36 protein-coding genes are annotated in these 24,087 nt (G+C 43.3%); 5 read left to right on the top strand and 31 right to left on the bottom strand.

Annotated elements, in window-relative coordinates; genetic code table 11:
* From ACTS9Y_RS00300 to ACTS9Y_RS00275, 6 genes are all read right to left on the bottom strand, one after another.
* The gene (locus ACTS9Y_RS00300) at nt 1–1,959 is read right to left on the bottom strand and encodes a helicase C-terminal domain-containing protein (protein ID WP_442584023.1); all 1,959 of its coding nucleotides are present in this window, start codon (nt 1,957–1,959) and stop codon (nt 1–3) included.
* A 322-nt stretch (nt 1,960–2,281) separates the two neighbouring features.
* A complete protein-coding gene (locus tag ACTS9Y_RS00295) occupies nt 2,282–2,506 on the bottom strand; it encodes a hypothetical protein (RefSeq protein ID WP_442584022.1) in 225 nt (74 codons plus the stop codon).
* Between the two features lie 37 nt (nt 2,507–2,543).
* On the bottom strand, nt 2,544–3,071 hold the full coding sequence (locus ACTS9Y_RS00290) for a hypothetical protein (RefSeq protein WP_442584021.1): 528 nt from the start codon (nt 3,069–3,071) through the stop codon (nt 2,544–2,546).
* A 17-nt stretch (nt 3,072–3,088) separates the two neighbouring features.
* Entirely contained in the window at nt 3,089–3,508 is a 420-nt protein-coding gene (locus ACTS9Y_RS00285; RefSeq protein ID WP_442584020.1) for a hypothetical protein, read from the bottom strand.
* Between the two features lie 17 nt (nt 3,509–3,525).
* Nucleotides 3,526–4,041 (bottom strand): hypothetical protein, encoded by a 516-nt coding sequence (locus ACTS9Y_RS00280; protein ID WP_442584019.1) that lies wholly within the window; start codon nt 4,039–4,041, stop codon nt 3,526–3,528.
* Between the two features lie 14 nt (nt 4,042–4,055).
* Entirely contained in the window at nt 4,056–4,586 is a 531-nt protein-coding gene (locus ACTS9Y_RS00275) for a hypothetical protein (RefSeq protein WP_442584018.1), read from the bottom strand.
* A gap of 145 nt (nt 4,587–4,731) precedes the next feature.
* Here ACTS9Y_RS00275 and ACTS9Y_RS00270 point away from each other — a divergent pair, with 145 nt between their 5' ends.
* Nucleotides 4,732–5,298, top strand: a complete 567-nt coding sequence (locus ACTS9Y_RS00270) for an HD domain-containing protein (RefSeq protein ID WP_442584017.1) — start codon at nt 4,732–4,734, stop codon at nt 5,296–5,298.
* Here the strand turns inward: ACTS9Y_RS00270 and ACTS9Y_RS00265 are convergent.
* Genes ACTS9Y_RS00265 through ACTS9Y_RS00255 form a run of 3 tightly spaced genes read right to left on the bottom strand, consistent with a single transcriptional unit; the run spans nt 5,274 to nt 7,206 of the window.
* A complete protein-coding gene (locus ACTS9Y_RS00265; protein WP_442584016.1) occupies nt 5,274–6,389 on the bottom strand; it encodes a hypothetical protein in 1,116 nt (371 codons plus the stop codon). The genes ACTS9Y_RS00270 and ACTS9Y_RS00265 overlap by 25 nt on opposite strands.
* Nucleotides 6,390–6,420: 31 nt before the next feature.
* On the bottom strand, nt 6,421–6,816 hold the full coding sequence (locus ACTS9Y_RS00260; protein ID WP_442584015.1) for a hypothetical protein: 396 nt from the start codon (nt 6,814–6,816) through the stop codon (nt 6,421–6,423).
* 30 nt (nt 6,817–6,846) lie between these two features.
* Nucleotides 6,847–7,206, bottom strand: coding sequence for a hypothetical protein (locus tag ACTS9Y_RS00255; protein ID WP_442584014.1), 360 nt, complete (start codon nt 7,204–7,206; stop codon nt 6,847–6,849).
* Between the two features lie 303 nt (nt 7,207–7,509).
* Here ACTS9Y_RS00255 and ACTS9Y_RS00250 point away from each other — a divergent pair, with 303 nt between their 5' ends.
* Nucleotides 7,510–7,878 carry a hypothetical protein gene (locus tag ACTS9Y_RS00250; protein ID WP_442584013.1) on the top strand — a complete coding sequence of 123 codons (369 nt, stop codon included), beginning with the start codon at nt 7,510–7,512 and terminating at the stop codon, nt 7,876–7,878.
* Here ACTS9Y_RS00250 and ACTS9Y_RS00245 read toward each other — a convergent pair.
* From ACTS9Y_RS00245 to ACTS9Y_RS00235, 3 genes are all read right to left on the bottom strand, one after another.
* Nucleotides 7,875–8,372 (bottom strand): hypothetical protein, encoded by a 498-nt coding sequence (locus ACTS9Y_RS00245; protein ID WP_442584012.1) that lies wholly within the window; start codon nt 8,370–8,372, stop codon nt 7,875–7,877. The genes ACTS9Y_RS00250 and ACTS9Y_RS00245 overlap by 4 nt on opposite strands.
* Nucleotides 8,373–8,387: 15 nt before the next feature.
* Nucleotides 8,388–8,663 carry a hypothetical protein gene (locus ACTS9Y_RS00240; RefSeq protein ID WP_442584011.1) on the bottom strand — a complete coding sequence of 92 codons (276 nt, stop codon included), beginning with the start codon at nt 8,661–8,663 and terminating at the stop codon, nt 8,388–8,390.
* A 164-nt stretch (nt 8,664–8,827) separates the two neighbouring features.
* Nucleotides 8,828–9,013, bottom strand: coding sequence for a hypothetical protein (locus ACTS9Y_RS00235; RefSeq protein ID WP_442584010.1), 186 nt, complete (start codon nt 9,011–9,013; stop codon nt 8,828–8,830).
* A gap of 344 nt (nt 9,014–9,357) precedes the next feature.
* On the opposite strand from ACTS9Y_RS00235, the gene ACTS9Y_RS00230 reads away from it, so the two are divergent.
* Nucleotides 9,358–11,517, top strand: a complete 2,160-nt coding sequence (locus ACTS9Y_RS00230; protein WP_442584009.1) for an ATP-binding protein — start codon at nt 9,358–9,360, stop codon at nt 11,515–11,517.
* On the opposite strand, the gene ACTS9Y_RS00225 is transcribed toward ACTS9Y_RS00230, so the two are convergent.
* The 16 genes from ACTS9Y_RS00225 to ACTS9Y_RS00150 form a co-directional block, all read right to left on the bottom strand.
* Complete coding sequence (locus tag ACTS9Y_RS00225) at nt 11,514–12,179, bottom strand: hypothetical protein (protein WP_442584008.1); 666 nt, start codon at nt 12,177–12,179, stop codon at nt 11,514–11,516. The two genes, ACTS9Y_RS00230 and ACTS9Y_RS00225, sit on opposite strands and share 4 nt — an antisense overlap.
* Nucleotides 12,180–12,281: 102 nt before the next feature.
* Nucleotides 12,282–12,782, bottom strand: coding sequence for a protein-disulfide reductase DsbD domain-containing protein (locus tag ACTS9Y_RS00220; RefSeq protein ID WP_442584007.1), 501 nt, complete (start codon nt 12,780–12,782; stop codon nt 12,282–12,284).
* A gap of 33 nt (nt 12,783–12,815) precedes the next feature.
* Entirely contained in the window at nt 12,816–13,229 is a 414-nt protein-coding gene (locus ACTS9Y_RS00215) for a hypothetical protein (RefSeq protein ID WP_442584006.1), read from the bottom strand.
* Nucleotides 13,230–13,314: 85 nt separating this feature from the next.
* Nucleotides 13,315–13,872, bottom strand: coding sequence for a hypothetical protein (locus ACTS9Y_RS00210; protein WP_442584005.1), 558 nt, complete (start codon nt 13,870–13,872; stop codon nt 13,315–13,317).
* Between the two features lie 226 nt (nt 13,873–14,098).
* A complete protein-coding gene (locus ACTS9Y_RS00205) occupies nt 14,099–14,548 on the bottom strand; it encodes a hypothetical protein (protein ID WP_442584004.1) in 450 nt (149 codons plus the stop codon).
* Between the two features lie 21 nt (nt 14,549–14,569).
* Entirely contained in the window at nt 14,570–15,550 is a 981-nt protein-coding gene (gene thyA / locus ACTS9Y_RS00200; protein ID WP_442584003.1) for a thymidylate synthase, read from the bottom strand.
* Between the two features lie 65 nt (nt 15,551–15,615).
* The gene (locus tag ACTS9Y_RS00195; protein WP_442584002.1) at nt 15,616–16,437 is read right to left on the bottom strand and encodes a hypothetical protein; all 822 of its coding nucleotides are present in this window, start codon (nt 16,435–16,437) and stop codon (nt 15,616–15,618) included.
* A 40-nt stretch (nt 16,438–16,477) separates the two neighbouring features.
* Entirely contained in the window at nt 16,478–16,666 is a 189-nt protein-coding gene (locus ACTS9Y_RS00190; RefSeq protein ID WP_442584001.1) for a hypothetical protein, read from the bottom strand.
* A gap of 24 nt (nt 16,667–16,690) precedes the next feature.
* Nucleotides 16,691–16,867 carry a hypothetical protein gene (locus tag ACTS9Y_RS00185; RefSeq protein ID WP_442584000.1) on the bottom strand — a complete coding sequence of 59 codons (177 nt, stop codon included), beginning with the start codon at nt 16,865–16,867 and terminating at the stop codon, nt 16,691–16,693.
* Nucleotides 16,868–16,930: 63 nt separating this feature from the next.
* Nucleotides 16,931–17,182 carry a hypothetical protein gene (locus tag ACTS9Y_RS00180; protein ID WP_442583999.1) on the bottom strand — a complete coding sequence of 84 codons (252 nt, stop codon included), beginning with the start codon at nt 17,180–17,182 and terminating at the stop codon, nt 16,931–16,933.
* 122 nt (nt 17,183–17,304) lie between these two features.
* Nucleotides 17,305–17,640: a hypothetical protein gene (locus ACTS9Y_RS00175; protein WP_442583998.1), complete on the bottom strand. Its 336-nt coding sequence runs from the start codon at nt 17,638–17,640 to the stop codon at nt 17,305–17,307.
* 113 nt (nt 17,641–17,753) lie between these two features.
* The gene (locus tag ACTS9Y_RS00170) at nt 17,754–18,080 is read right to left on the bottom strand and encodes a hypothetical protein (RefSeq protein WP_442583997.1); all 327 of its coding nucleotides are present in this window, start codon (nt 18,078–18,080) and stop codon (nt 17,754–17,756) included.
* Between the two features lie 2 nt (nt 18,081–18,082).
* Nucleotides 18,083–18,634 (bottom strand): hypothetical protein, encoded by a 552-nt coding sequence (locus tag ACTS9Y_RS00165; RefSeq protein WP_442583996.1) that lies wholly within the window; start codon nt 18,632–18,634, stop codon nt 18,083–18,085.
* A gap of 10 nt (nt 18,635–18,644) precedes the next feature.
* On the bottom strand, nt 18,645–18,905 hold the full coding sequence (locus ACTS9Y_RS00160; protein ID WP_442583995.1) for a DUF4326 domain-containing protein: 261 nt from the start codon (nt 18,903–18,905) through the stop codon (nt 18,645–18,647).
* On the bottom strand, nt 18,905–19,390 hold the full coding sequence (locus ACTS9Y_RS00155; RefSeq protein WP_442583994.1) for a hypothetical protein: 486 nt from the start codon (nt 19,388–19,390) through the stop codon (nt 18,905–18,907). Before ACTS9Y_RS00155 ends, ACTS9Y_RS00160 begins: the two co-directional genes overlap by 1 nt.
* Before the next feature lie 58 nt (nt 19,391–19,448).
* The gene (locus tag ACTS9Y_RS00150; RefSeq protein ID WP_442583993.1) at nt 19,449–20,552 is read right to left on the bottom strand and encodes a PD-(D/E)XK nuclease family protein; all 1,104 of its coding nucleotides are present in this window, start codon (nt 20,550–20,552) and stop codon (nt 19,449–19,451) included.
* Between the two features lie 143 nt (nt 20,553–20,695).
* On the opposite strand from ACTS9Y_RS00150, the gene ACTS9Y_RS00145 reads away from it, so the two are divergent.
* Nucleotides 20,696–21,208: a hypothetical protein gene (locus ACTS9Y_RS00145; RefSeq protein WP_442583992.1), complete on the top strand. Its 513-nt coding sequence runs from the start codon at nt 20,696–20,698 to the stop codon at nt 21,206–21,208.
* On the opposite strand, the gene ACTS9Y_RS00140 is transcribed toward ACTS9Y_RS00145, so the two are convergent.
* The 3 genes from ACTS9Y_RS00140 to ACTS9Y_RS00130 form a co-directional block, all read right to left on the bottom strand.
* Nucleotides 21,205–21,852, bottom strand: coding sequence for a hypothetical protein (locus ACTS9Y_RS00140; protein ID WP_442583991.1), 648 nt, complete (start codon nt 21,850–21,852; stop codon nt 21,205–21,207). The genes ACTS9Y_RS00145 and ACTS9Y_RS00140 overlap by 4 nt on opposite strands.
* A 242-nt stretch (nt 21,853–22,094) precedes the next feature.
* On the bottom strand, nt 22,095–22,814 hold the full coding sequence (locus ACTS9Y_RS00135; RefSeq protein WP_442583990.1) for a DUF5131 family protein: 720 nt from the start codon (nt 22,812–22,814) through the stop codon (nt 22,095–22,097).
* A 66-nt stretch (nt 22,815–22,880) separates the two neighbouring features.
* On the bottom strand, nt 22,881–23,126 hold the full coding sequence (locus ACTS9Y_RS00130; protein ID WP_442583989.1) for a hypothetical protein: 246 nt from the start codon (nt 23,124–23,126) through the stop codon (nt 22,881–22,883).
* Between the two features lie 36 nt (nt 23,127–23,162).
* Between ACTS9Y_RS00130 and ACTS9Y_RS00125 the strand changes: the two genes are divergently transcribed.
* Nucleotides 23,163–23,981: an SDR family NAD(P)-dependent oxidoreductase gene (locus ACTS9Y_RS00125; protein WP_442583988.1), complete on the top strand. Its 819-nt coding sequence runs from the start codon at nt 23,163–23,165 to the stop codon at nt 23,979–23,981.
* Nucleotides 23,982–24,087: the final 106 nt, after the last annotated feature.

Below are 24,087 nucleotides of genomic sequence, written 5' to 3'. Positions count from 1 at the left end.
CTATACTTCTACCAAAATGTGACGCTGCATATCTGGCAGCTGATTAAGCATATCAATTCCATAGCGTTTTGTTGCCAAACGGGTGTCAGTGATGATTACATCGCCGCTGTCTTCCATTGTTCTAATCAAACGGCCTACGCCCTGAGTCAATTTCTTGATGACATAAGGCAAAATCAGGTCAGTAAAGCTGTTGCCACCCATTTTTTCAATGTGATGTTTCTGCACTAAAAACACTGGGTCATCCATAGTAGGGAAGGGTAGTTTGCTGATAATCACTGTTGAACAATAGTCGCCCTTCAAATCTATCCCCTCATAGAATGAATCGAGACCGAAAATGACGCTTGTGATACCTTTATCAACATTTTGGCAATGCTTGGTAATTAATTCTTTCTTCGATAATTCACCCTGCACCATAATCTGACCGTTGAATGTGCCTTGCATGCCATCGCGCACGGCCAGCATCTGTTTCTTGCTGGAAAACAGCACAAGGCTACCTTTTTTGGGTTTCAGTAATTTCATACTAATTTCTATGACTTCTTCAGTGTGGCCTACCACGTTAGTCGGGTCATTTCTCATCGCTGGCACTGTCAAGGCTGCGTTTTCTTTGTAATTGAATGGTGATGCGCATCTAACCTCGCTAATTGTCTTAGTGATGCCGCAATCACGTTTAAACGTTGCAAAGCCATGTTGATCGCATAAGGTGGCGGATGTGAATACGACAGCTGCGCCGCTATCTACCAAAGTCTCTTTTAAGCGCTTTGCTGCGCTGGTGACGCTTGCGCCAACTTCAATATCTTCGCGCTTGGTGTCATTCTTAAACCATTTTGCTACTGGTGCATCGCCCTCAAACTCTTCACCGAAAAGGTTCCAGACCTTCTGCACTTTCAGGTTTTCCATCATGCCGCGATAAATGGTGGCATGCAGGTTAGCAATATACGGGCTATCGTCATCCGTCATTTCATCGTCAAGCGTTTGGCTCAAGAACTGCATGCGATCATTTAATACCTGTGACATTTCAGCGATTTTGTCTTTGCGTGACATAAGACCACCTGGAATAACACCGTCCTTATAAACAATCATGCCACTGCGTTGCAGGTTTTCTGAGTTTTCCAGCAACATCGACATTTCATCAAGATTAGTGTTTAAACCTAAGATGGATTTATTAATCATTTCGATTTCGCGCTTGTATTCACCTATCGCATTGAACAGCTGCACGTTGCCCAATTCGTCCATGCTTTCGTTAAGAAGATGCTTTTCACTGAATGCGTTGATTGCAATGTTTGGCAGGTTATGAGCTTCATCAATAGCCACTAATGAATCACTCATTTTTGGTAGCAGTATGCCGCCGCCAATAGATAAATCAGTAAGCAAGTAGCTGTGATTGGTCACGATGATATTCGCAACCTTCACTTGAGCTTTATTGTTTTGGTATTCGCACTTTTCATAAAAGGCGCATGTACGGCCTTTGCATTGATGAGTTACGCGCACTCCAGATAGCTTTTTAGCATTGACCGAATCAGGGATGCTGTCCATGTCCATGCTTTCGCCAGCATTTTTCATGCGCATAATCGTATTGCAATCTGGATTAGCTGTTTGCTTTTCGACTTTAGCCCAACATACGAAGCGACCTTTACCTTTCGCTACGGTTGCAAAAATCTTTTCTCCAAGAACATTTTCAATGACAGGGATATCGTTATTCATCAGCTGGCTTTGAAGCGCCACGTTAGACGTGCTTATGATTAACGGCTTATTGGTTTCACGTCCGATGATTGCACCTGGCAATGTGTAAGCATAGGTCTTGCCAGTGCCGGTACCCGCTTCTGATATTGATATACCGCCATTGCGGAATGTACTCGTTGCGGCATTCATGAAATCTACTTGACCCTGACGCGCTGCAAAGCCGCTCATTGAAAGCATTTTTGTATACAGGGTGTTTACAGCAGAATCTTGAATCAACATGGCAATGAACCTAATAAATTTCTATTAGGTTCATTATAGGAAATTAGACTATCGTTTCCGCCGAATGGCGAAGTAGGACTGGCGCTAGTATTCTTTGAAAACGTCGATGTAAATAAACGATGCTATTAAGAAAAAAATCATGGAAAAAGCCCACCACATAAACCCTGGCAGGTATACGTGCTTTGAAAAGTCAGAGTAGGTATTTATTGCAACTGGCGATAATGCCCATGCACCCAAGAGTGAGGCCACTAAATAAGCAATCATGCTTAAAAGTACCAGTTTATCCTTATTGATTGGTTTCGATGCTCGATACTTCATGGCATTAGTACATCTTCTCAGACGCGCCTTTTTTCAGCGCATAAACAACAAAGCAAAAACCAACCCCTGCAATCAGGTAAAAAATGGTACCGTAATCCGGTGTAGCGAAAGCGGATGAAGATGGTAGGGGAGTGTATTCGTAAGCACCATACAACCCATAAAAAAAACAAACCAATCCAACAAACAATTGGATGCCATAAAAGCGCGCTGTGAATAGTAAAGTTCTCATATCAATCTCCTTTAAAAATAGTTGAAGTTAGCAATTTTTATTCCGACTTTGCCCAGTCGGTATTTACCAGCATCGGAATAACTCGTTCATGCAGACCAGCCAATAACAAATCATTCTTTTTATCTAACATCGATTTAAATACAACCCAGTGCGGATCGCTTTGGGTGATGTCAAACAACCTCTTTTCTTTGCCCATGCGCACGCCGTACAAATGAATATTATCCAGATAAACCCTGTAATTTACGCCATTGATCATGTAGTTAAAGCCATTGTCGTCAGGGTTTGGCAATACATCGATATCTGCGTAGTAAGTGAATTTTCGAGCGCCCTTATTCCCATGCTCAGTCAAGCACCACCCCCTGACCGACTTACGAAATTCCACAGCGCCCAATTCCTCCAGGACTTCAAGAGTCACCAGGTTGCCTACCTTCGACTCTCCAATCACCACAATGCAACCTTGATCATTTCGCACGGTAGCTACTTTCCCACCCATCATTTGCAACAAGCACTTAATCTGAGTCTGGGTTAATCGTTTTTCAGTATTGTTTTTCCCAACGAACAGCATTTATCCACCTTAGAAATTTAACTTACTTTCCATACTGCATCAGCAGGAACATTATCAGGCCACAACCCGGCTGCACGAAATGCCGGATCAAACTTTGCTGCCGTCATTTTCTCGCCCCATGATCCATCCGGTTGCATGAAGCCGCCACGTTTTGAAACAGCAATAGATGCACAAAATATCCTGAAAAACTTCGGACTCATTATTCTCAGTAGTGCAATCTGCTCACGTATGGCCTCATACAAGTCCTTACGCTTTACCCTGCTAAGCCCAAGTTTTCGCTCTTTCCACCAGTCTCTTACATTCATGAATGCAGATCCGTAGTCGGTGCTTCTTGCTGCTTTCCACTCACTGCCAACAGCAAAGCCGAAATGGTTATTGCTTTGCTTCTTACATTTTCGGATATTGGCGTGATGCTTCATCGCTTTGTCGTAGCTCATGATTTCAATATCCTATGTCAAACCACGAATGGCAACCCAACCAGAGCCTCAATCTTGTCAAAAATCGAGCCATCAAAATTTGGGATTTTTTCCGTTACGTCTGTCACATCTTCAATAGATGTAGACGTGTAAATTTTCCTGTTAGCGCCCACAATAATATTGTAGCTACCAGCACCCAATAAAACCCGCAATCCGATCACTTCTTTGATTGCATCTGAAATAGCGCTTTCAGTTTTGCCATCGTCAACGTACAACATTTCACCGTCTTGCTTAACCCATTTTTGGTTTAGGTGGAATACAAATGGTAACAAACCATTATTGCCGACTTCGCTTACCGCATCATCTAGCAGGCTGATGTCCTGATTCCCATGCTCAAACGTTGGAGCAATGAAATTGTCATCCGTAAAGCACCAGCGATATTCAGCATCGAAAAAGACTTGAGTTACACCTGGGTACAGGCCAGCAATATGATCCAGCGCCTTTTTCACCAGCGGCCATGAGTTTAGGTAAGCAGTTTTTAAGTTGTTATCCATGTCTGAAATTTTCCTTATGCTACCGCTACAGCTTGGTGCTTGGCTTTTTGCAGGCTACGAACATCAGGGAATTCAACTGGTGCTTCCTTTAGTTTTTTGCCATCTTTGTTTGAATACCATGCGAAAACCTTGCCATCTTTCACAGAATCGATGATCCAGTAGCTAACACCACCTTTTGCTCGCCGCCAGTACAGGCAGCCAATCTCCAGCTGGCTTGATACGCGTGCATTAAGATTTTCATGCAGCCAAATCATGTTTGCTCGTTCTAAAGCTTGATGAGTATCGAGAATGCCGTCAGCTTCATTACCATTGCCAGGCTTTACCGGAATAATTGTTTTGATATCGGATTCCCATGTCTCGCTATCGAATATAACAAAGTGGGCGCTTGAGTTATCATCAATACTCACATTGCCCTCGTTAACCGCCTGGTTGATGGCCTCTACCTTTTCACTCAACTCAGCGTTGCCCTGAGTCAAAACTGTTAATGCTGCCAATTGCGCCAGTAATGCACCTTGTTTCTCTGAACCCAGTAGTAATACGTTCATACAATTTCTCCCTATCAATGAGATTAAAGTATACGAAAATAGGGGGTGTTTCCCGCCGATTCGAGCAGCTGCCAATCGGCAGGAACCCCGCATAAAATCTATATAATCGGTTCCATAAATAAGATGAGTTAAAATCTAATCGAACATGTATACATTTCTTGAAACCGACCTAACTATTGATGTTTTCAATTACGCAAAAAAGCGTCACGGCGCTAAGAAACAGAAACGTAAAGGCACAGGCCAACCCTACATAGTTCACCCCGTAGAAGTCGCTACAATCGTTTCTACTGTGACAAGTAGTGAGATTCTGGTATCAGCTTCTTTACTGCATGACGTTGTTGAAGATACTTTCCATGAAAGAGCTTTCGGCCTGGCTGCCATCGAAAAACGCTATGGCCGTGAAATTGCCTCCCTCGTTGAGATGGTCACTGACATCTCAGTGCCTAGTGACGGCGGTAGGGCGATCAGGAAAGCCATAGACCGTAATCACTTAGCCCAAGCAAACCCTGATGGCAAAACAATCAAACTAGGCGACTGCATATCCAACTCAGCTAATATCCTTGAATTGAAGTGGGATGGCTTTGCATATGTATACCTCCCTGAAATGCTTCAGCTGGTTGACGTGCTGCAAGGCGGCGACACAACCTTGCATGCCAGATTCGTTTCACAGCTAAACCGGGCCAGACTTCAACTTACCGCTAAGTCTTCATAAAGACTCAGTTGTTTGCCAGGTTCATATAGCTCCGCTGGTGCTGTCTTGGCTTCAATTTCAACAATACTGATAATTTTCTTGCCACGTACATCGAGCGCGTTATCGCTCTTCTGCAACTGGCCTGACTTGGAAATGAATTCCAATACTTTTTCTGGTGATCTGAAAACGTTGAATTCTTCATCAACCACCTTGTTGTCATACGCCCACTGATTCCATGCAAAGTTTCTGCCCAGGCCAACCGTAGTGCTACTGCTAGGGAAGCGCTCGCCTGAAGTCACCATCTCTTCCCACGATTTACCTACTATGAGGGTGTCAAAGCGTGAATGGCGGCCTGTAAGCGCAATCCTTTCCATATACAACGCTTTCTCAAGCAATTCAGGCTCGTATCCTGCCAGCCAGTACAATTCCCAGATTTTGGATGCAGGACAAAAAAAGCATGCTGATTTCACGGGCACGTAATCTTCACCTAAGACATCTACAATGGCCTGCACACACTCTTCACGCCTCCAGCCCACAATTTGCAAAGGGTAGATATACTCGAAGTGAGCGTCTTCTGTTTGAAGATTCTTAGAGCGCCGCATGTCTGCTTTACCTGAGTCATAGCCTATCAGTTTAATAATCTTTTTGCCCGATGCTTTTGCCTCTTCCCAGATGGGGTGTGAATCCTGTTTATTTGGCCCACGTTTAACGCCCATTAGGAAATTATCCTGTACAGAAATTTTCCACTTAATCGAGCAACTTTTTAACCCGAAGGAAAGGCTAGGTAGCGTTTCATTTTGGGTACAGTTCCCATACAGGTCGTCGTATTCAGTAGTCTCCAGCGTAGCTTTGCTCACTACACTGATCTCAGGCCAGCCCCATTCTTTCATGACCTTCTGCATTTTTGCTAAATGCTCATAGGTCGCAGTCTTTTCAGATTTAAGATCCGCAAACGTGATTACCGATGGCGTTATACCTGCAACCTTAAGTGCGCACATCATGGCCGTAGAGTCCACACCAGCGCCAAAACAAAGGGCAATCATCCTGCCAGATAACCGCGCTCGCAGTTCATCAATAATTAAAGGGTCAATTACATGAGAAAATTCAGACATAGATTTTTACCAATTATTTAAGGGAATGCGCCTACAGCTTGCCAAAATCGTAGTTGGCCGAAATGTAGACAGCTCTTACGATCTGCTTTGGTTTAGCTATTTGCTTGAAGTCGATTTCAACCCCACGAATCACCGGGATGATGTGCCCACGTACCCAGATAGCGCATTGAGGTACACCTGCAAGCTCTACCAGCATGCGTTGAACGGTCATACCACGTCTGACTCTACGTTTAGTGAGTTTTAGCACATTGGCAGCTTCGTCTATTACCGCATTCTTGGTTCGCATACGTCTTCGTCTGCCACATTCGGCTACGACCGCGTGCGCCTCCAGGTAATCAATGCCGGCTGCAATACTGAAGCCACGGACAACGCAATCGTTTTTCTCGTCATCTGGCCGTCCGGCAAATTGTTTTTCCTCAAACTTCATAATTCCCTTAAATGAATCAGTCTTTGATTTTTATTGTTCCGACTTGAAATCCGTCATGTCTAGCAAGTGGTGCGCTGTCTTTTCAACGCCATCCTCTTCCCACATCACAGCAATCAGAAACCAGCGAGCGGGTAGGGCGATATGAACAAGTTTTGTTTCTACCAGCTCTTTGATCTCATCCTTATCCAGTCTGGAGTTGTAGCCGTATCCCAAACTATTTTCGTCAGCTTCTTCTTCGCTAACGAATAAAGTATCCGTATCGATGTGTTCAACACGATTTGCCATCATGAAAATCATTGCATCATCAGGTAGGCCTAGTTTTAACCTGGCAAACTCAGATTGCTTGGCGTAGATACGCTCACTGTGTAGCACTCTTAATGTTTCACTCATTTCTCAATTCCATTTCTCTGATTAGTCGATACATAATCCTTATGGGGATCAGCACACTGATGTACTCAAGTATCGTGCCAAATCGAACATGAATCAGTGTATTAAAAACCGGGGTCATTTCCGCCGAATGGCGATTGCGCTTTGCATGATATGCAACGGGCACCGTGACTGACTGATATCCAGTCGTCACTAAGCTAGAAAGCTAACGACAATTTATTGAGTTAGTTTCAAATGGCGGTGGGGAGGGTGGTCGGCAAATTCCGGATGGATAATCCGCGATGTAAAGGTGATGAATAGGCATTTGTGGCCGTAAATCCGGCGCTGAAGGCAACCTCGTTTTATGTTAAGCACGAATTTTGCTGGATAAGGCCAGTTAATATCGAGCTTAGAAATATGCAAACAACTACAGATGGACCTAAGTGGCACGACCGGGCGCGCCGGGTTGCAGAAGAGCGATTCCCCGGCATTGATCTGGATAGTGAGTATTACTCTGCGAGACTGTTACCAAAAAAGGGCGGTCTCCGGACTAAAGTAAAAGCTGCTTGTGCAAAACAAGAGCTTAAGTGGATTGAAGAGGGGTTCAAGGGCCGGTATTACAAGGTTTCGCCTAAAAAGCTCTGTTTTGTGGTTGCAAGCCCTGAATTAATAATTCATGTCCTTTCGCTTGTCTAGGCTTCGCTTAAATTGGGGTTAAGCATATCGCTCTGAATCCCTTTTACTTTACCTATTAGGCGAGTCCAGTTACTTGGTGGATGCTTTTCTCCATTCCAGCTGTTTAATGCATTTAACGCATCATCCTTTTCAGCATAGCAATATCGACGTTCAAATGCTCCGCATCCGGTCACACCGATGACAAGGCTCCATGAAAAAGCAAACTCCTTCAACGCACATGTTACGCCACCAATGATTCGGTGGTTAGTGATTGGGAAGTGTTTCCGCTGAGTAAACTTCCAGCTTAAACGAACGTGCCTTGTAGGTATTGCACCGAGTTCTTTAGTGACTACCATTCCACCGACATCACCCTTATCAGGGAACGTTGCGTCAATGACAGTAACTAATCTACCGCCTCTAATTGGCACCTGTTCGCCCACTGCTATAGCGTAGTCACAAAGGCCAACTTTCTTAGTGAGTACCATTCCTGAAATCATAATTATTTTCTCAGTCATTCCAATCCCCTCTAGCTAATGCAACAGCACTGAAGCTGTAATGTGAACGTTGTTTACGGTCTCGCCATGGAAAACTGGGTGGACAAGACAACCGCGTTCATAGTTTTTTACAAAGAAGTTTGCGTCAAAGTCCTGCCCGGCCACAGTGAAGCCTACCCATTCGTCTACGTGCGACTGGTTTAGATCCACTTCCCCATTTTTCACGATAGCGTTAACTGCCACCTGGATATCTAGCTCTTGAGCTTCCAGGACCGCAGTAATTTTTTTGGCAACAAATCCATCAACAAACATTCATTTCTCCTTTAATGACTGCATTCTATCCAACCAGGCGGTCAATTTTGCCGATCCATTGCCGTAAAAAAACCGGGCACTGTCCCGGTCTTGCATTTCTTTAATGTCCAATTTTTATATTCGTATGCTGGTGAAACACGCAAACCATCCAGTGACCGTTAATACTATCTTCGCTGAATGTTTCCTTTTCTGCGCTCAGCCAATCGATTTGCAACGTTTGCTTGAGCCTCCAGGCGCTGAACATAGAATGGTGTGCTGTTAATGCGCAAATCACCTAACCTTGATGAAGTTTCACTGTTTAGTAAATCATCATTGGAGTACGTGTAAATTTCAGCGTTAATTTCTTCCATACTCATATTGCTAATTTCTGGAACAAACTTGCGACCACTTTCAGCCAGTATGACGTAGGGCATAATTCTTCTCACAAACTCAATATCGACAATGTATCAAGACGCGATAGACTTTCCGCCGATACAAATTCCTATGCAAAACAGTGAATGTAAATGCTCAACTTGATTCTCATTCTGGTATAAACTCTGCTATCACTTGTTAAGATATATGACAGATGAATAAATCTAATGCCGATTTTTCGCCATAATTTTTGTGTATTGCCTGATACAGTTCTCCTGATGCATTAAAATGCCTGGAAGTTTTTGATCATAGAACTTAAGTACAAAAAGACTAAAAATCAAACATGCCAAACCTACTGCAACAATTCAAACTCAAATTTTCAGAGGCAAAGGCCGTCAACAGCGAAGTCGAACAAGCCCTAATACGCGTTTCATTCGTCAGTTTTATTACGCTGTACTTACTCTTCAACCATAGCCACTACGAGCCAGTTGCGTTGTGCCTGTTCTACTTGTGCTGTGGTTTCCTGATGTTGTTCAATATCCTCCGCAATCCGCAAAAGAACGAAAAACGTCAGTGGACTGCCATGGTCATGGACATCACCGCCACATCACTGGAACAGATGATTTCTGCTTCTTTGGCCGGTGTGTTTATCGGAGTATATCTGTGGCTGATTATTGGATACGGCCTGCGGTATGGCGTGAAATTCTTCAAAGGCTGCTATGTAATGAGCCTCTTCGGTTTCGGATTAACCTTGTATTTAAACCCCTACTGGAACCAACACACGCATTTAGCCTATGGCTTTATCGTAACTATGTTGCTCATCCCGCCGCATACTTTGCGTCTGCTGGTGCGCTTGGAAAAGGCCACTAAGGATGCAAATCTTGCCAATGAAGCCAAGACAAACTTCCTGTCTAATATTAGCCACGAAATGCGCACGCCCCTAAACGGGATCATTGGCGCGTCTGAATTACTAGAAAAAACTGAGTTAGATAAAAAACAGAACGAATTCTTAGGCATGCTTTCCACATCGGCCACCGCACTAAGAAAACTGATCAATGATGTGCTAGATATCAGCAAAATCGAAAAGGGCAAAATTGAACTTGAGCAGGTCACTTTTTACTTGCCTGACGTGACTTTCCGTTTAAATCAAATGTTCAATATTGAACGTGAACGCAAACAGCTATGGATGCGTTTCCATGTTGATAAATCTGTCGAGAGATATTATGTCGGCAGCCTTCAGCACCTGGAGCAGATTCTTATGAACCTGGTATCTAATGCAGTAAAGTTTACTCAGCATGGCGGTATAGATATTGTCATTACGCCGGTTCATACATATGCCAACTTCAGCAAATTAAGCATAAAAATCCAGGATACCGGCATTGGCATTAAACCTGATATGGTTGCTCACATATTTGAATCCTTCACCCAAGCTGATAGCACAATCACAAGAAGATATGGCGGTACTGGACTTGGCACAACGATTGCCAAAGAGCTATCTAAGCTTATGGGTGGTGATATTACTGTTAGTAGTAACGAAGCCACAGGCACGGCTTTTGAAGTTCTGATCCCACTAAACCACGCCACATCTGCTCAAATTGAAGCTGCAAAGGCTAATCACATAACCGACACATCTAATGTGATTCAACTCAGCAAGTATTCTAAGCTTGGAAAAAAAATCCGCGTACTGGTCGCAGACGATAATATCGTAAATCGATTAATCCTAAATGAGACACTGAATTCTATGGATTGTGTCGTCAAATCTGTTGATAACGGTGAAGAGGTGCTGGATATTTTAGAAAAGCATCAGTTTGATCTGATGATTTTAGATTTCAACATGCCTGAAATGAATGGCCTGGAAGCGTTTAGGATTTATCACACACTGCCAGGCAGTAAGCCAATCAGAACAGTGATTCTCACAGCGGATGCTACCAAGGCCACACAAGATATGTGTTTAGCCGCTGGTATCTACCAGGTCTTAACCAAGCCAGTGATTTCTAAACAGATCCAAAGCTTGATTGATGAAGTAGCTACAATCATAGAGGCGACAGGATTTGATCCTGACAGAAATATCAACGCCACCCCCGACATAGGCCCAATCAAAACTATTGCCAATCAGCCAAAAGAGCCTAGACAAGTCGCTATGATGCATTCAGACGAGCCGCTAGTAGATTCGCTCCGTATAGCTCATTTGAGAGGCTTAAACCCGAACAAGTCGTTTATCCTTACATTGATATCTCAGTTTATTTCCTCCAATGACGATCTCATTGAATTACTGGGCCATGAATGTCTGAATTTAAACCTTGAAACCGTGCATAAGCTCGCTCATCAATTAGCGGGAGAATCTGCGAATATGGGTTTGATGCCACTTAGCAACCTCAGTCGTCAATTGATGGGGCTTACGATGGCTGATGCAAAGAACATTACCGACATATACTCTGCTGTGTTAGATGTATATAAGCGCTCATGCACGCAACTGAATGACATTAAGACAAAATCTTCCTAACTGCCCTCACTACTGTTTTTGTTATCCAGTGTCAGGAAGCTAGGCTCACCTCCTAGTACCTGTTTTGCATGTGCGTTGATCTCTATTTTTGCTTTTTGCACTACACCTTCCATCTGGCCTTGGAATGACTTCAGAATAAATGCTCTTGATGAAGTTATTCTTTGATGAGCCTTATTCGTAGCATTCACCAGTTCTTCAGTCTTTTTCTTCGACAACCCTGAAGCTTCAATTAGCAATTTAAGCTCTGCAAGCGTTTTTTCAGCTTCGTCTATGTCTTTGGATGCATCTGACTCGAATTTCTCGCCCATGGTCTTCAAACCCTCAATGCCAGGCATTTTTTCATCGCCAACATGCAGCAGTGTGCATTGTGTGCCTGATCCAGCATTCATACTTGACAGCAATTCGCACCATTGAGCTTCAGTCATCATGAGTTGAGCCAGCTGCTTACGTGCAAAAGGCCTGTCTTTCGAGTAACTACGCTTCAGGTCGCTAGCGTTAATTGTCAGTTGAATGAATCTGTTGTGAGGCAGTTCCGATCCGTACAGGGAAATTGCCTCGCTACTGTTAACTCTACTTACCGTTATCTGTCCAAAAGCAGGGTGCAGGAAAACCTCACTATCATTTTCCAAGATGGAAGTAGGGCGCTCTCTTGTTGAACTCACAATAATGTCTCCAGTTAATTTTCAACAAGTATATCAATCGCCAATAGTGTATTTGCCAAAACAAAAAAAGCGCCCTAAAGCGCTTTCTTAAATTTATGCTGCCTATAAAGCCATTTTATCTATGTTCGTTATCTCAGTCATCTGCTGAGTGAGACTTATGCTGACTGTCTCCGGTGGGTAACACAGTCCTTGCTCACTACAGCCTTGATATTTGATTTCTACAACTTCCGGCATCTGGCCTTCAAACTCAATATCAGCTACCACCTCATTGAAGAAAACCTGTTGTGGTCCGAAATTAGGGTCTTTTTTCTTCCACCCATCTGGCAAATTCATTTTCCAAATATTACCCGGTGACACAATCCTGAATCGTTCACGGTAAAGATAGTGTCCAGGCGCAATTTCAAAGTTTACCTTGGCGTGCCCGGCAACCACTTCTTTCAATGTAACCACAAAAGCTTTATCAGCCGGAAGATATTCCGCTTCACGAAGTTCATGAATTTCTTCTTTGGTCTGCTCATTAACTTTATGCAAAAAGTAAGCATTTGCAGATGAAATAGCTAATAGGGCAAGCAAGCCAATAGCGATCTTTTTAGAACTCAGCATATCTAACCTTAATTTTTTATAAACAACATTAAATTATTTTTCGCACTGATTCAGCACTTTGAGGTTATCAATCGTTCCCTTGTGCTTTTTATACAGTTTCGAGATGAAGTCTTCACCCGTGTTCTTGTTGATCGTAAACAACTCACCGCATAGACGTGTAGGCAGTAATTGCTTGTCCTTCAAGCATTGCAGCGTGCTTGCCTTCTGTTGGTTGCGCCATTCGATGTACTCATCGCCTTCAGCGACAAGGCGGCCATACCATGTTTTAGCGTACAGATCGTTTTGCTCAATACACACGTATGAAACAATGCCATCCCAGACAAACTCACCATCTTCATGGACAACCTGGCCGTCATTGGTATCAGGCTCAAATTCTTGATCAGCCATAGCAGCCACAGAAAACATGGCACAACAAAGTATCGATAACAGAAATTTATTCAAACGCATCTCTAATCCCTCCGAAAAAACCTATATCAAGCAATAAACGTACTGGCTTTTTCGTTTTTCCAATTTTGCAGTTTTAAAATGCACTTTAGTGCGGTTTTGGCGCTACCACCTTCATTGCCTTCAATGAAAAAGGAACCGTCACCCGGCTGCGCAACCATTGCTGTAATACCCAAATATCGTTTTCGTAGTCAAAATCACTCAGGTCAGAGTATTCCTTAACCTTCATGTATAAACCGTTGAATTCAATCTTGTCGCGTGTGAAGGTAACAGGGTCTTTACTCATACACACAACCAGGTCATTATTCTCATCCTCAGAAAGCCACAGGATCTTACGGTTTACCAGGATGGCAGCCTCTCCTGATTTTTTGCGAATAAGCTCTTCACCCACTTGAGAAACAATCTTCACAAATGTTTGAGTGTCATTCAGTCTCAGTGTTGGTACCTGATTGAAATCGAAGCTAGAAAATACCTTGCGTGCTGAAACATAGTCTCGCGGCTTTGGATTGATTTCCCAACTGCGCTTGATGCCATCATCAAGTTCGCCCCAAGTCTTGCGATGTTGACCATCTGGATACAATGGAATGATCCGCACGTCTTTTTCGTAGGCCTGCTGGCCTGGTGTTTTTGTTTGTTCAGCTTGCATAAAAAATCCTTAAACCAATAATTAATTAAATGTGTTCTGCTCTAGCGGGAATGCCCCAAAGTTACCTGTTGTTGCTGATGCCGCCTCATGATCAGAAAAGACCGCGCCAATCGCCTTAATGAACATCAACACAACTAAAATCCTCAGTACCATTCCCGTCACTCCATGTCCAAGATATCAAAATCAGCCCTCATATCCGCCGATTGCTTAATAGCTATACAAATGTCTACGTTATGCAGCGTACAAGCGCAATTCGCTCAATTTCAATCCATCTGAATACATGCGGCTTCATGTAGCTACCATCTGGCTTCGCAAGCCCTTTAAACGTATTAAATTGCCAAGCATCAATTGGCTTGTATGACTCAATTTTTGTCTGAATCTCAGCTGAGTATGTCCACGCGCTATTACTAAGTACGAGACACATAACCAGTGCTGAAATACACATGCACGTCGATACCATCACAATCAATGACTGCGCTACATGGATGCCCATAAACCCAACACAGGCAAAAAAACACAGTGAGAAAAAATAAGTCAGTATTCCAACCCGACTAGCGATACTCAATCTGGGCCCAAGGAAACTTCTCCCATCCGCAATCAAGGATGCTTCAATCTGTGAGAGCTGCCCCATTTTTACTTCGTAGTCAATATCGCTAACGTATTTAGGATTTTTCATGCTTGATTTTCTTACTTGAAATTAAGCAACCATCTCACTCTTGATTGCCGGATGGCTTTGATGGTCTTCAAGCCAAATATCGTCAGGCATGATGCGCTGAAATGCGCCCTTGTAATTTTCAAGAGTCACTTCCTTGATGTTGTCTGAAAGCATCAATTTAGGCGGTGGCAAGTCATCACGCTCTAGCATCGTATTAACCATATCTAGGTTCCGCGAATATAAATGCGTGTCCAGACTGAAGACGTTTACCATCCTGGGAGTTAGATTTACAAAGCGGCAAACGATGTTCAGCAGAATCGTCGCTAATTGAATATTAAAAGCCTTGGCGACGTCCCACGACCTCATAAAACAGGTAATATCAAGGAATCCACCAGGGATATATTTGAACCCATACGAAAAATGGCACGCGGGAAGTGAGCATTTATCCAGTTGTGTAGGGTCCCATGCTGTAATCAGCATGCGCCTGTCTGATTTATTAGTCAGAAGCAGTTTGATCAAATCATCCAGCTGGTAAATTGTACGGTGCATACAGAAGCGACCGTCTTTTCCCTCCAATTCAACCGTATAGCCCTGCTCGATATAGAAGTCACGCTCAGCTTCGTCATTAACAATGCAGCGATCATCTTTTTCTTTGTACTGATAAATCAGGCCATTGTCGTTCTCGCCTTTACGCCATGGTGATTGCAGCCATTTTTCAGTTTCGTTGGCGTTCTGGTACCAAACATTGGTTCCCCATTTTTCAAATTCAGCTGCATCAGTAACGCCATTTAAAATACCCAGGCACTCGCCGCGAACGTTCTTATGACCAACCTTCTTGCGAGTATTCCATGGGGTTCCTTCGCGAAGATCAAAGCTCAGCAATGTATTTGGAATGAAATAGCAAACCTCACCAGTTCTTTCGTTTACGATCTGGTGCCCATCTTCCAAAACTTCCTTAATCAAAGCAAAGTACGGCTTCATGACATGAGTGCCATCAGAAGCAATTGATTTTTTATCGGTCATAATTTTTTCTTTCAAATTTAAGTTTGAGATGGCTACCAGCCACCTAATAATTCGATGTTAGCAAATCAAGCAATAATTTCTGCCGAACCGGGTAGGGCGCTGAATTTTGGCTTTGATGCTTCTTTTCTACGGATTTTTTCGATAATCTCTGGCACATTCACCCGTGCTAATTCTGTAAGTGCGCACTCATACATATCCATACCAAATGCGTTAGCTAGTGCAGCTGCTGTAAGCATGACTCCACCCAATTCTTGTTTAGGCTCACCAACTGGGCGTGAAAATACATAATCAACTAATTGCAGCACCTCTTCCTTCGTACAATTCAGCGACTGTGCCAGCTCCAATAATTCTTCAACCGCCCGGTGTATCCGACTTGCCTTGTCGTTGTTGTGAAGCTGCCCGAATGCTTTAATTACCCATTCTTGAACTGCCACTTGAAAAGTGTTCTTGTCCCAGTCAACACGGTTGGCAGACATTGCGTATAGCTCTGCGTCACTTTCACTTAGGAAAAACCCGATATTGCCTTGGCTTGACTCGCTGTATACGCGGTATGGCAGTTCAGGTGTATTGGTATCAACTACAAATGGACCTTTTGAACGTTCGGTAGTGGTATCGAGAATTGAGTTATCCGCCCATAAGGAAAGGTCGTTATCCCATATATGGTAGATAGAATCCCACTCTTTAGTTGTTTCGTTCCAAACTGCGGGTGAATTTTGCACAGCACCAAAACCATCATCTAATTCAAAGGGAATTGATTTCAGCGTAATGAGCTGGCCTTCCTCGAATTGTGTTGAGGTTTCAGCGTATTGCTTACCAATGCGTATCACCGCGCCATCGACCAGCAACTTTTCCAACATAGATTTAACGGTAATAAATTTGGCTTGCATCACAAATTCCTTTGTTAGTTGATACCCAAAGAATACCTTTTTAGGTGGCCTTTTTTGCCGATAGGTAACGCTCGAAATGCTCTTGCCAGCGCAATGCTTTCACCTCGCCAGAAACGTCAGAATTGCTGAATTTAATCATGTCTCCAATCGCGTTCACTCGCACAATTTCACCTGTTTCTATGATTTCAAGTTTATTGCCCACCTTCAGTCCAACATCAACCATACGCATTCCCTTTCTGAATCCTATTTAAATCTACTCTGGATTATTCTGATCAACCGGATTGTCATCAGGCTGGTCGCCAAGATACTCAGCTTTGGGTGCCAGCCCAACCTTCATGTTTTCAAATGCAGCACGCCTTAATTTAGGGTGTGTGATATGGCCGCTAAACAAGTTTGCCGTTAATGTATCCAAGAAAATCTCTTTATCCATGCCAGGTCCTAAAAAAGCGAAACCGGGCAATTAACCCGGTCACTAAAAACTAATCGATGTCAGCTATAAGCCTAATTCACGCAATTTCTTGCTTCTATGCCACGCAAACAGCATGAATCCAACATTTAAAATAATTGCCACGATCACCAGTAAATGCGTATATGGGAAGTGGATCTTATAAGGACCCCAGAACATGAAAAGCGCAAAGTGAACCAATATAATCAAGCTAACAATAAGCCCGTTGAACGCAGTAAACCAAACCTCTGATTTTTTCTCTTCCACCTCATCCAACCTATCTGCTCGCTGAACTAACATCCCTTCACCTCTTCGTTTTCTTTTATTAGACTTTAATTAAGTGGACTTCACGACAAGCCTAAATAGCAATTTAGATGCCACTTTATTAATTTCTAACTTTTGTAACGCAATCTTTACTATTGTCAATCAGCCACTTGTACTAACAAGTTTGCAGTCACGACCGCGCTCTTACCCGCATGCCAGCTTTCCTTAACGAAATCAGCATGAGCATCTACAAGCCCCTGCGCATCCCCGCGCGACTCTCCAGAGCCTTCAATGCATGCGATAAGGTCATCTTCCCAGGCAATAAAGTTGATCCGTTCAGCGGTCTCTTCGACGCTCTTATTGGCATTCCAGAAAGGGGGGATGAATGCTCGATTGTTATGTATAAAGGTCTCAGCCTCACCACGGCCAATTTTCTTAATTTCCATAAGCTTCATGGTCAACTCTTCCATCCAAGCCCTGTATTGTTCGTTCATGCCTAATCCTCAAATTAATTTCAAAAACCGGAAGTCATGTTCATAGTACAAAATTAGGCCGTAAAAAATGCCGAATCAAAGTTCGGCATTAATTTTGTTTTAGCTACAGACTTCTAACTGGTTGCGGGTGTAATCCCTAAAAACTCCCAATTGCTCTCAACGATCTGCTTCCTGGAGAACTCGGATACTTCACCTGGGCACTCATCAACCAGTAACGATGTGATCGCTTCATGAGGGTAAGAGAAACCAAGATACGCCTCACGTTTCAAGCAAATCATTAAATTGGTGAAAGGTTTACTATTTTTAGAAGCATCTAACACCGATTCAATCGCATCATCTGGGCTGTAAGTCTGATCGTATGACTGCTTGCATAACTCAATAAAAGCTTTGAAAAATGCTTGCATTGATAGCAAGTCTGACGCTTGTAAATGATTAACCATGCTTAATGTACCGTCCCATTTAATTCACCAGCAAATAGCACTGCCCGGCCAGCAATGTCACCGGCTTCAATCTCTTCTGAAACCCAACGTTGCTGATCTGGAACTGAAAATTGAATGGCAATGTCAGGTAAGCTATAAATTGAAATCATCCCACTCCCATTGATCCTGCGGATATTTTCTTGGACAACACGATAGCCATCATCTGTTTTTGTGAATTTCACAACGTACCGGTATGTTGCTTTATCCAGCGTAACAAATACATTCACTATATCTTTCTCTTCAAAGATAAAAAACGCATGGTTTTTGTAGCTAACCGCAATACCAACACTGCCCATTAAATTAATCGCGTCTGAAGTATCCAAAACCGCAACATCCATTTCAAAGCTGATACTCGACCCTTGTTCTTTCTCACTTTCATCCAGGTTAGTAATATTGAAGCTATGGCATACTTGTTTGCCTTCGCTATGCTTTTCAATAATTATTTGATTTAGCGTAAAACTGACCGACACCAACCTGTCAGAAACTTTCTCCACTTGAACTTCAGTAAACCCCATAACCCGCTTTCTAGCTATTCGCTACTTCCAACAAAATTTCACCGTGCCAGGAATCAGCTGAACATAAGAGGTTCTTACCCTTAAGTTCTTTTATAAGCGATTCACTTAATTGCTGGTTTTCTTTCACATGCGCCTTATATTTTTCACGCACCTCTTCACTGGTCCCGTCCCTGCCAAGCACAAATGGACTCTGCCACTTTGATCGTCTGCCCACGTAAACACATCCAGCAGGGTAGTTATCGAGATGCTTGTTAAAAACGCGCGGTACCATTAATTTATTGTCTTTCCAGTGGTATCTTCACCACTAAAGGTAACATCAAATATTTCCAACCCAGATACATCCACCGGGTCAAGGAATTCACCAGCCACATGCAATGCCAGCTCGCTAAACTCAATGCTCACGGTACTATCAAAAGCCCGGTTAATATCTGCCATTGCTTTAAATGACTTTTCGCTAACATAGATATAAAAACAGAGCGAAATTTTATCTTCCGATATCCTAGTCACCAGCGCCATACCTCGCTCTGGGTACATCTCATTGATTCTCCCAATCTTTTGAGAAAAAGCCAACTGGTCAAAAGGGTTAATGCTATCGCAATTTAACTTAACATTGGTCATCGCTTCTGTTTCGTCAATTGTGATACCAAAGCCCAAGTGCCGCACTTTATTGGCCTCAAATTCAGCCTGAATTAACTTCTGCATCGCTGCATAAGTGAAAATTGCCCTGTCAGGGAATACTTCTTTCATTGTGTCCATATAGCAATATCCATTCTCAAATCAAAAAATATCCGGCATTTATTCTGCCGGACAATTGTTACCCGTGTACTAACAGGGAAGATAGGTCGATTTTTGTAGATGCTTTCACCTTCACATCTACCGGCTCATCGCTGACAATCAGGGAAGACAGGTCTAAGTTTTTATAGATGTCTTCCACAGCTTTAGTGGTCATCATGGCATTACGCTTGTTTTCCGCCAGCGTAGCCAAGTGTTCTGCCTCTTCTGCGATTTCCAATGCATCTGCGCCGCGATATCTGCATGTTTTATAGCGTCTGCAATAATCAGGGTTGCACATCATTGAAGACGGGTTGCCGTGGAAAATCTTATGTTCAAGAATGCGTCCAGCGTTCTGCAACATACCGGCTTCATGCTGAGTGCCAATCAAGATGTCGCGTGAACTCATCGTTTCACCAATAGCCACACGCGCCTTACCGTTCGTCTGCATGCCTACAACTCTTGCCGGTGCATTGACTGGAATGACGATGTTGCCTTTCTTGTTGATGGTATTCTCGCCCATGATTTCATAGATACCCAGTTGCGGCTTATGCGCTACAACTTCAACGATGTTTTGTGCGTTTACAGCCTGTACACCAGTTTTCACGTCCAATACACCACGGCTCATCGGATTGGCATCAGGGATATACAGGCGGTCAATCGTGCCTGTTAATGAGAGGATGACACCCCCTACATCAATCTCCATAGGTTTGCACTTAAGCTCGATATTTGAATAGCTAACTGTCGGAGCAATCTCATTGATATATCTGGCTACCAGCTTAGTGCCGATATTCCGCATGTCTCCGATTTCTTTAGCTGTTGCGTCTTTGATTGCAAATTTAGGATTGTCAAATGCAACCTTGAAAGATGCGAGCGCACGCTGCAATAGCTCGTCGTTTGGTGTAGCAGGCGCATATCGACCCAAGTAATTTTTATCGTATATTTCAGTGGCTTTGTGTACAGCTGTACCTGTATGGCCTTTAATTGAAGTTGGAATAGCAGGGATGCCAGAATTTGTATTGTTTGCTTCCCAACGGTATGGGCAATCGAACAGCTCTTTCAAGCTTGATGCACGCAACCAAATAACGCGTTTGTTATTTTTAAATACTTCAGTATTGTTGTCAGTTACCGCTTTGGAATTTGCCATTTTCAAGCCCTCGTACATATTCAATTTGATATATGAATTGTACAAAATAGCAGGGTCGTTTCCGCCGAATGGAATTAAGCCCTGATTGGTTCTGGCCTAGAAATTGCGTAATAGGGCTACAAGTCTTTTAACAGGAACCCATGATGAAAAGAACATTGATATTTTTACTTGCAGTTGCCTTATTAAATCCAACATCTATTCTTGCCCAGGATAAAGAAGATGCAGCCACCATGCGCTATCAGAATATCCCACTAGGCTATTCATTCGAGTATTCAGATCCGTTTGTGATCTTGGAGCATGAAGGTATAAAGGATGATTTGAAGCCCGTCATTTTGATAAACGAGCGAAACCAAGACACTCTACGAATCGACGTTTTTAAAAATGCGAACAAGAAATCTCTGCCTATCCGCGCATTAATTGAATCTGAATACCCTGAAACTCACCCGCCTGAAGCGTTTAACGTTGTCCGCGAAGTGAATACCACGGGCACACAATATATCGTCAAATACCAGCTCAAAAACCTGTATTACACCATCACATTCAGCACTTTTAATGCTACTGATGTCATCGTTTTGAGTTACCAATCAACCATTGATTTTAGCGTAGCACCGCAGGCCAAAACAGTCATAGCCAGCATTAGAACGGTAAAGAACTAGGCCGCCGCTGTACTACTGAAGCTCTCAAGGTTGAAAAAACCCTCTTGAATCAGCCTTGTGAGCATTAAGGTTTCAATCTCAAGCGCACCCAAAGCTTGTTTTAATGCATTTGTCCTAGAACACAACTTGCGAATTCGAGACTTAATTCTTTCCACCCGTTTAATTGCATTAGCATCAGACAGCTCTTTCACTTCCTGCTTTGATTTACCATTGAGTGTCCGTTCAAACGCGCTTACGTTTTCATAAGCACGCTCATACAAACTCATTCTGAATTTATAAAATCTATCCGACCGCAAATATAAGCTCATCGCCCTAAAATCAGAAACATAGTTAGCCTCAATCGCCTTCATAATCTCTTCATTGATTGGGTGTTTTGCATCAACCTCAAACATTCCTGCATATGTAATCACGCCCATGAAGTCAACACTCCAAAAGCGCTTTCCACTTTCCGTAATATGAGTCTCATGCTTACGCACCGCAATAAGCTCTACCTGTGCTAGTAAAAGCTGCGCTGAAGCCAGTTCATTTTTGCTTAAGTCCACGGCATGCTCAAAGTATTTGTAACCAACGATGCCCTTTAACTCTTCAGAAATATTGCTTCTGTGATTGATGCAGTGCGAGAACATTATCGAAATATTATTCATTACTTAATCTCCTATTTGAACCAATTATAGAAAATCAGATAACTATTTACGCCGAATGCCTGGGCACGTCCAAGAACGAAAAAGCCCGGATATACCGGGCCACTAATTATCGATCTGGATCTATTCTTTCGCATGAATCATCATCAGTATTTAACCTAACGAACTATGCAGGAAGCTAAAAGAAATTGGAACAATATAGGGTAGGGTATACCCGTGCATTTCCCATAAACCACTAGCTTAAGCTACATCATTGCCGCTGGTAGCTCTTGCCGCACGGTGCCTTGTATAACCCCAGAAAAGTCTGGCACATCACTCATCACGGCCAGAATGCTGCCACTGACCAGTAATTTTCTAACTTTGATTCTTTCACTAGGTAAAGTGTCGTGCCACTTGTCGCGTGTCCAGACCATCATTTCACTGACTTTTTCTCGTATCTGTGTCGTGACAGGCGGTACGGTTACGCCGTTATCGATAACTTTGTGGATGCTGTACTTGCCGCAGCCTTCATAGAACATTGGGATTTTGTCCAGACAGTCAGCGCTGATTTTTTCTACCCAGTCTGGGTGATTAGGCTTGCTGTCGGCCTTGTACTCATTCCCTACAATCACTACGCTAAGTTTTGATGCGATATCGACGCTTGACAGGTTGATTTGCTCGCTCATGTTCTCGATATACAGGCCAAATAACTTTTGCTTGCCGTCAGGGATGTGTGTCATTGCACGCTCAACATCCGCATTCTTTTCACAGAAGGCCATAATGCAACAGTTCGAGTAGTCTTCATTCCAATCTTTTGGAAGATGCTTTGCCATATTCTCAATCTGCTCAGTCACGATAAGCCACATGACATTTTGCGTATTTTTGATAATGGTCCACATCACCATTCTTGATTCGCCAAACATGTCACGATCAAGCTTAAGTAAAACCCGCTTCTTTACCCCACTCATTGAGGCCTCGTAGTTCATGTTGGATACCTTAATTAGACTACAGCCTTGTGTATGGGTATGGTCGAACCAAGTCTTTTTCATAAATCACCTTCTAAGATTGTTTAACTCCCGCCACGTATCTACATACCTGGCAACATCGCCTAGTTCAGCAGCTTGAGTTAAAGCAAGTTGGCCTGCACTGGCATTCAGTGATTCACCTAACTGCAATTTTCGTTCCACCCCAAAGATTTTGTTACGGTCTTCGTCGGTTGGTGCGCACTGGCATACGCCTTGCTCATCAACTGTCTCAGGCACCAGTGCAAATAAATCATCGGTCATTGGTTCATTCATAAATGCATTCTAACAATTTCGAGGTTCTTAAAATCCATGTCTAAATTCATCTTAGTTACAGGGGCTTCAACCGGCATAGGCTTTCAAACCGCCAAGCTTTTAAGCGAAGCTGGCTTTCAAGTCATCTGCACTGTGAGAGAAGAGGCCGACAAGGTTTCATTAGCCAGATTTTCGAGGCCGCTATTATGCGATATAGCAAGCCAATCGCAAATTGAAACATTGATGGAACAGGTAGAAGAAATAACTGGTGGCAAGCTTTATGGTGTTTTCCTTAATGCAGCCTACGGCCAGCCAGCCGCTTTATTAGACTTAAGCGAACAAGTCTTCCATCAGCAGCTCGACGTAAATCTCATCTCTCAACATGCCATTGCCCGGCGTGCGGCCAAGATGATGATTGCAAAAGGCGAGGGTAGGATCGTTTTTAATTCATCCGTACTGGGAATTACGCATATGCCATTGCGCGGCGCTTACAACGCTTCAAAGTTCGCACTGGAAGCATACGCATCAACCCTTAGAGTTGAGCTTGCACACCTCGGTATTGAAGTGTCAGTGATTAGGCCGGGTCCAATTTCCACTAACTTCAAACGGAACGCGCTTCAGGCCTTCCGCAAAAACGTCACGATTACCAATTCGCTATATCAGAAACAATACAAAGAAATGGTCAAGCGACTGGATGCGCCGTTTGCAGACTCGACCGTCCCCGCGTCAGTAGTAGCGAAAAAAGTGCTGCATGCGTTTAATGCTGATAAGCCGAAGAAATACTACCGCGCGACAGTGAATACGATTGCAGCTGAGTTTGCGATCAGATTCCTGCCGGCTTTCCTGGTAGATAAAATGGTGGCGAACAGATACTAGCTAGTTGATAGCTTTATTGACGTGCCTGGATAGCTCGATGCAATCGTCTATCCAGTCTGGAGCCACATAACCCTCACGGCGCAGACTGCTGATTCTGGCGATCACT

The organism is Methylophilus sp. (assembly GCF_052173275.1).
Classification (GTDB): Bacteria; Pseudomonadota; Gammaproteobacteria; order Burkholderiales; family Methylophilaceae; genus Methylophilus.
The sequence above is the reverse complement of the archived record's forward strand: the minus strand, read 5'-3'. Positions and strand labels throughout refer to the sequence as shown.

What these genes read in the sequence shown, in the direction of transcription:
- ACTS9Y_RS00185 (WP_442584000.1), bottom strand. Translation starts at nt 16,867, where the DNA reads ATGGATAAAGAGATTTTCTTGGATACATTAACGGCAAACTTGTTTAGC.
- ACTS9Y_RS00125 (WP_442583988.1), top strand. Translation starts at nt 23,163, where the DNA reads ATGTCTAAATTCATCTTAGTTACAGGGGCTTCAACCGGCATAGGCTTT.
- ACTS9Y_RS00145 (WP_442583992.1), top strand. Translation starts at nt 20,696, where the DNA reads ATGAAAAGAACATTGATATTTTTACTTGCAGTTGCCTTATTAAATCCA.
- ACTS9Y_RS00265 (WP_442584016.1), bottom strand. Translation starts at nt 6,389, where the DNA reads ATGTCTGAATTTTCTCATGTAATTGACCCTTTAATTATTGATGAACTG.
- ACTS9Y_RS00135 (WP_442583990.1), bottom strand. Translation starts at nt 22,814, where the DNA reads ATGAACTACGAGGCCTCAATGAGTGGGGTAAAGAAGCGGGTTTTACTT.
- thyA (WP_442584003.1), bottom strand. Translation starts at nt 15,550, where the DNA reads ATGACCGATAAAAAATCAATTGCTTCTGATGGCACTCATGTCATGAAG.
- ACTS9Y_RS00205 (WP_442584004.1), bottom strand. Translation starts at nt 14,548, where the DNA reads ATGAAAAATCCTAAATACGTTAGCGATATTGACTACGAAGTAAAAATG.
- ACTS9Y_RS00295 (WP_442584022.1), bottom strand. Translation starts at nt 2,506, where the DNA reads ATGAGAACTTTACTATTCACAGCGCGCTTTTATGGCATCCAATTGTTT.
- ACTS9Y_RS00140 (WP_442583991.1), bottom strand. Translation starts at nt 21,852, where the DNA reads ATGAATAATATTTCGATAATGTTCTCGCACTGCATCAATCACAGAAGC.
- ACTS9Y_RS00285 (WP_442584020.1), bottom strand. Translation starts at nt 3,508, where the DNA reads ATGAGCTACGACAAAGCGATGAAGCATCACGCCAATATCCGAAAATGT.
- ACTS9Y_RS00160 (WP_442583995.1), bottom strand. Translation starts at nt 18,905, where the DNA reads ATGGTACCGCGCGTTTTTAACAAGCATCTCGATAACTACCCTGCTGGA.
- ACTS9Y_RS00280 (WP_442584019.1), bottom strand. Translation starts at nt 4,041, where the DNA reads ATGGATAACAACTTAAAAACTGCTTACCTAAACTCATGGCCGCTGGTG.
- ACTS9Y_RS00240 (WP_442584011.1), bottom strand. Translation starts at nt 8,663, where the DNA reads ATGTTTGTTGATGGATTTGTTGCCAAAAAAATTACTGCGGTCCTGGAA.
- ACTS9Y_RS00255 (WP_442584014.1), bottom strand. Translation starts at nt 7,206, where the DNA reads ATGAGTGAAACATTAAGAGTGCTACACAGTGAGCGTATCTACGCCAAG.
- ACTS9Y_RS00300 (WP_442584023.1), bottom strand. Translation starts at nt 1,959, where the DNA reads ATGTTGATTCAAGATTCTGCTGTAAACACCCTGTATACAAAAATGCTT.
- ACTS9Y_RS00210 (WP_442584005.1), bottom strand. Translation starts at nt 13,872, where the DNA reads ATGCAAGCTGAACAAACAAAAACACCAGGCCAGCAGGCCTACGAAAAA.
- ACTS9Y_RS00190 (WP_442584001.1), bottom strand. Translation starts at nt 16,666, where the DNA reads ATGCGTATGGTTGATGTTGGACTGAAGGTGGGCAATAAACTTGAAATC.
- ACTS9Y_RS00235 (WP_442584010.1), bottom strand. Translation starts at nt 9,013, where the DNA reads ATGGAAGAAATTAACGCTGAAATTTACACGTACTCCAATGATGATTTA.
- ACTS9Y_RS00230 (WP_442584009.1), top strand. Translation starts at nt 9,358, where the DNA reads ATGCCAAACCTACTGCAACAATTCAAACTCAAATTTTCAGAGGCAAAG.
- ACTS9Y_RS00260 (WP_442584015.1), bottom strand. Translation starts at nt 6,816, where the DNA reads ATGAAGTTTGAGGAAAAACAATTTGCCGGACGGCCAGATGACGAGAAA.
- ACTS9Y_RS00220 (WP_442584007.1), bottom strand. Translation starts at nt 12,782, where the DNA reads ATGCTGAGTTCTAAAAAGATCGCTATTGGCTTGCTTGCCCTATTAGCT.
- ACTS9Y_RS00165 (WP_442583996.1), bottom strand. Translation starts at nt 18,634, where the DNA reads ATGGGGTTTACTGAAGTTCAAGTGGAGAAAGTTTCTGACAGGTTGGTG.
- ACTS9Y_RS00275 (WP_442584018.1), bottom strand. Translation starts at nt 4,586, where the DNA reads ATGAACGTATTACTACTGGGTTCAGAGAAACAAGGTGCATTACTGGCG.
- ACTS9Y_RS00155 (WP_442583994.1), bottom strand. Translation starts at nt 19,390, where the DNA reads ATGGACACAATGAAAGAAGTATTCCCTGACAGGGCAATTTTCACTTAT.
- ACTS9Y_RS00175 (WP_442583998.1), bottom strand. Translation starts at nt 17,640, where the DNA reads ATGAACGAACAATACAGGGCTTGGATGGAAGAGTTGACCATGAAGCTT.
- ACTS9Y_RS00170 (WP_442583997.1), bottom strand. Translation starts at nt 18,080, where the DNA reads ATGGTTAATCATTTACAAGCGTCAGACTTGCTATCAATGCAAGCATTT.
- ACTS9Y_RS00245 (WP_442584012.1), bottom strand. Translation starts at nt 8,372, where the DNA reads ATGACTGAGAAAATAATTATGATTTCAGGAATGGTACTCACTAAGAAA.
- ACTS9Y_RS00195 (WP_442584002.1), bottom strand. Translation starts at nt 16,437, where the DNA reads ATGCAAGCCAAATTTATTACCGTTAAATCTATGTTGGAAAAGTTGCTG.
- ACTS9Y_RS00290 (WP_442584021.1), bottom strand. Translation starts at nt 3,071, where the DNA reads ATGCTGTTCGTTGGGAAAAACAATACTGAAAAACGATTAACCCAGACT.
- ACTS9Y_RS00215 (WP_442584006.1), bottom strand. Translation starts at nt 13,229, where the DNA reads ATGCGTTTGAATAAATTTCTGTTATCGATACTTTGTTGTGCCATGTTT.
- ACTS9Y_RS00130 (WP_442583989.1), bottom strand. Translation starts at nt 23,126, where the DNA reads ATGAATGAACCAATGACCGATGATTTATTTGCACTGGTGCCTGAGACA.
- ACTS9Y_RS00180 (WP_442583999.1), bottom strand. Translation starts at nt 17,182, where the DNA reads ATGTTAGTTCAGCGAGCAGATAGGTTGGATGAGGTGGAAGAGAAAAAA.
- ACTS9Y_RS00270 (WP_442584017.1), top strand. Translation starts at nt 4,732, where the DNA reads ATGTATACATTTCTTGAAACCGACCTAACTATTGATGTTTTCAATTAC.
- ACTS9Y_RS00150 (WP_442583993.1), bottom strand. Translation starts at nt 20,552, where the DNA reads ATGGCAAATTCCAAAGCGGTAACTGACAACAATACTGAAGTATTTAAA.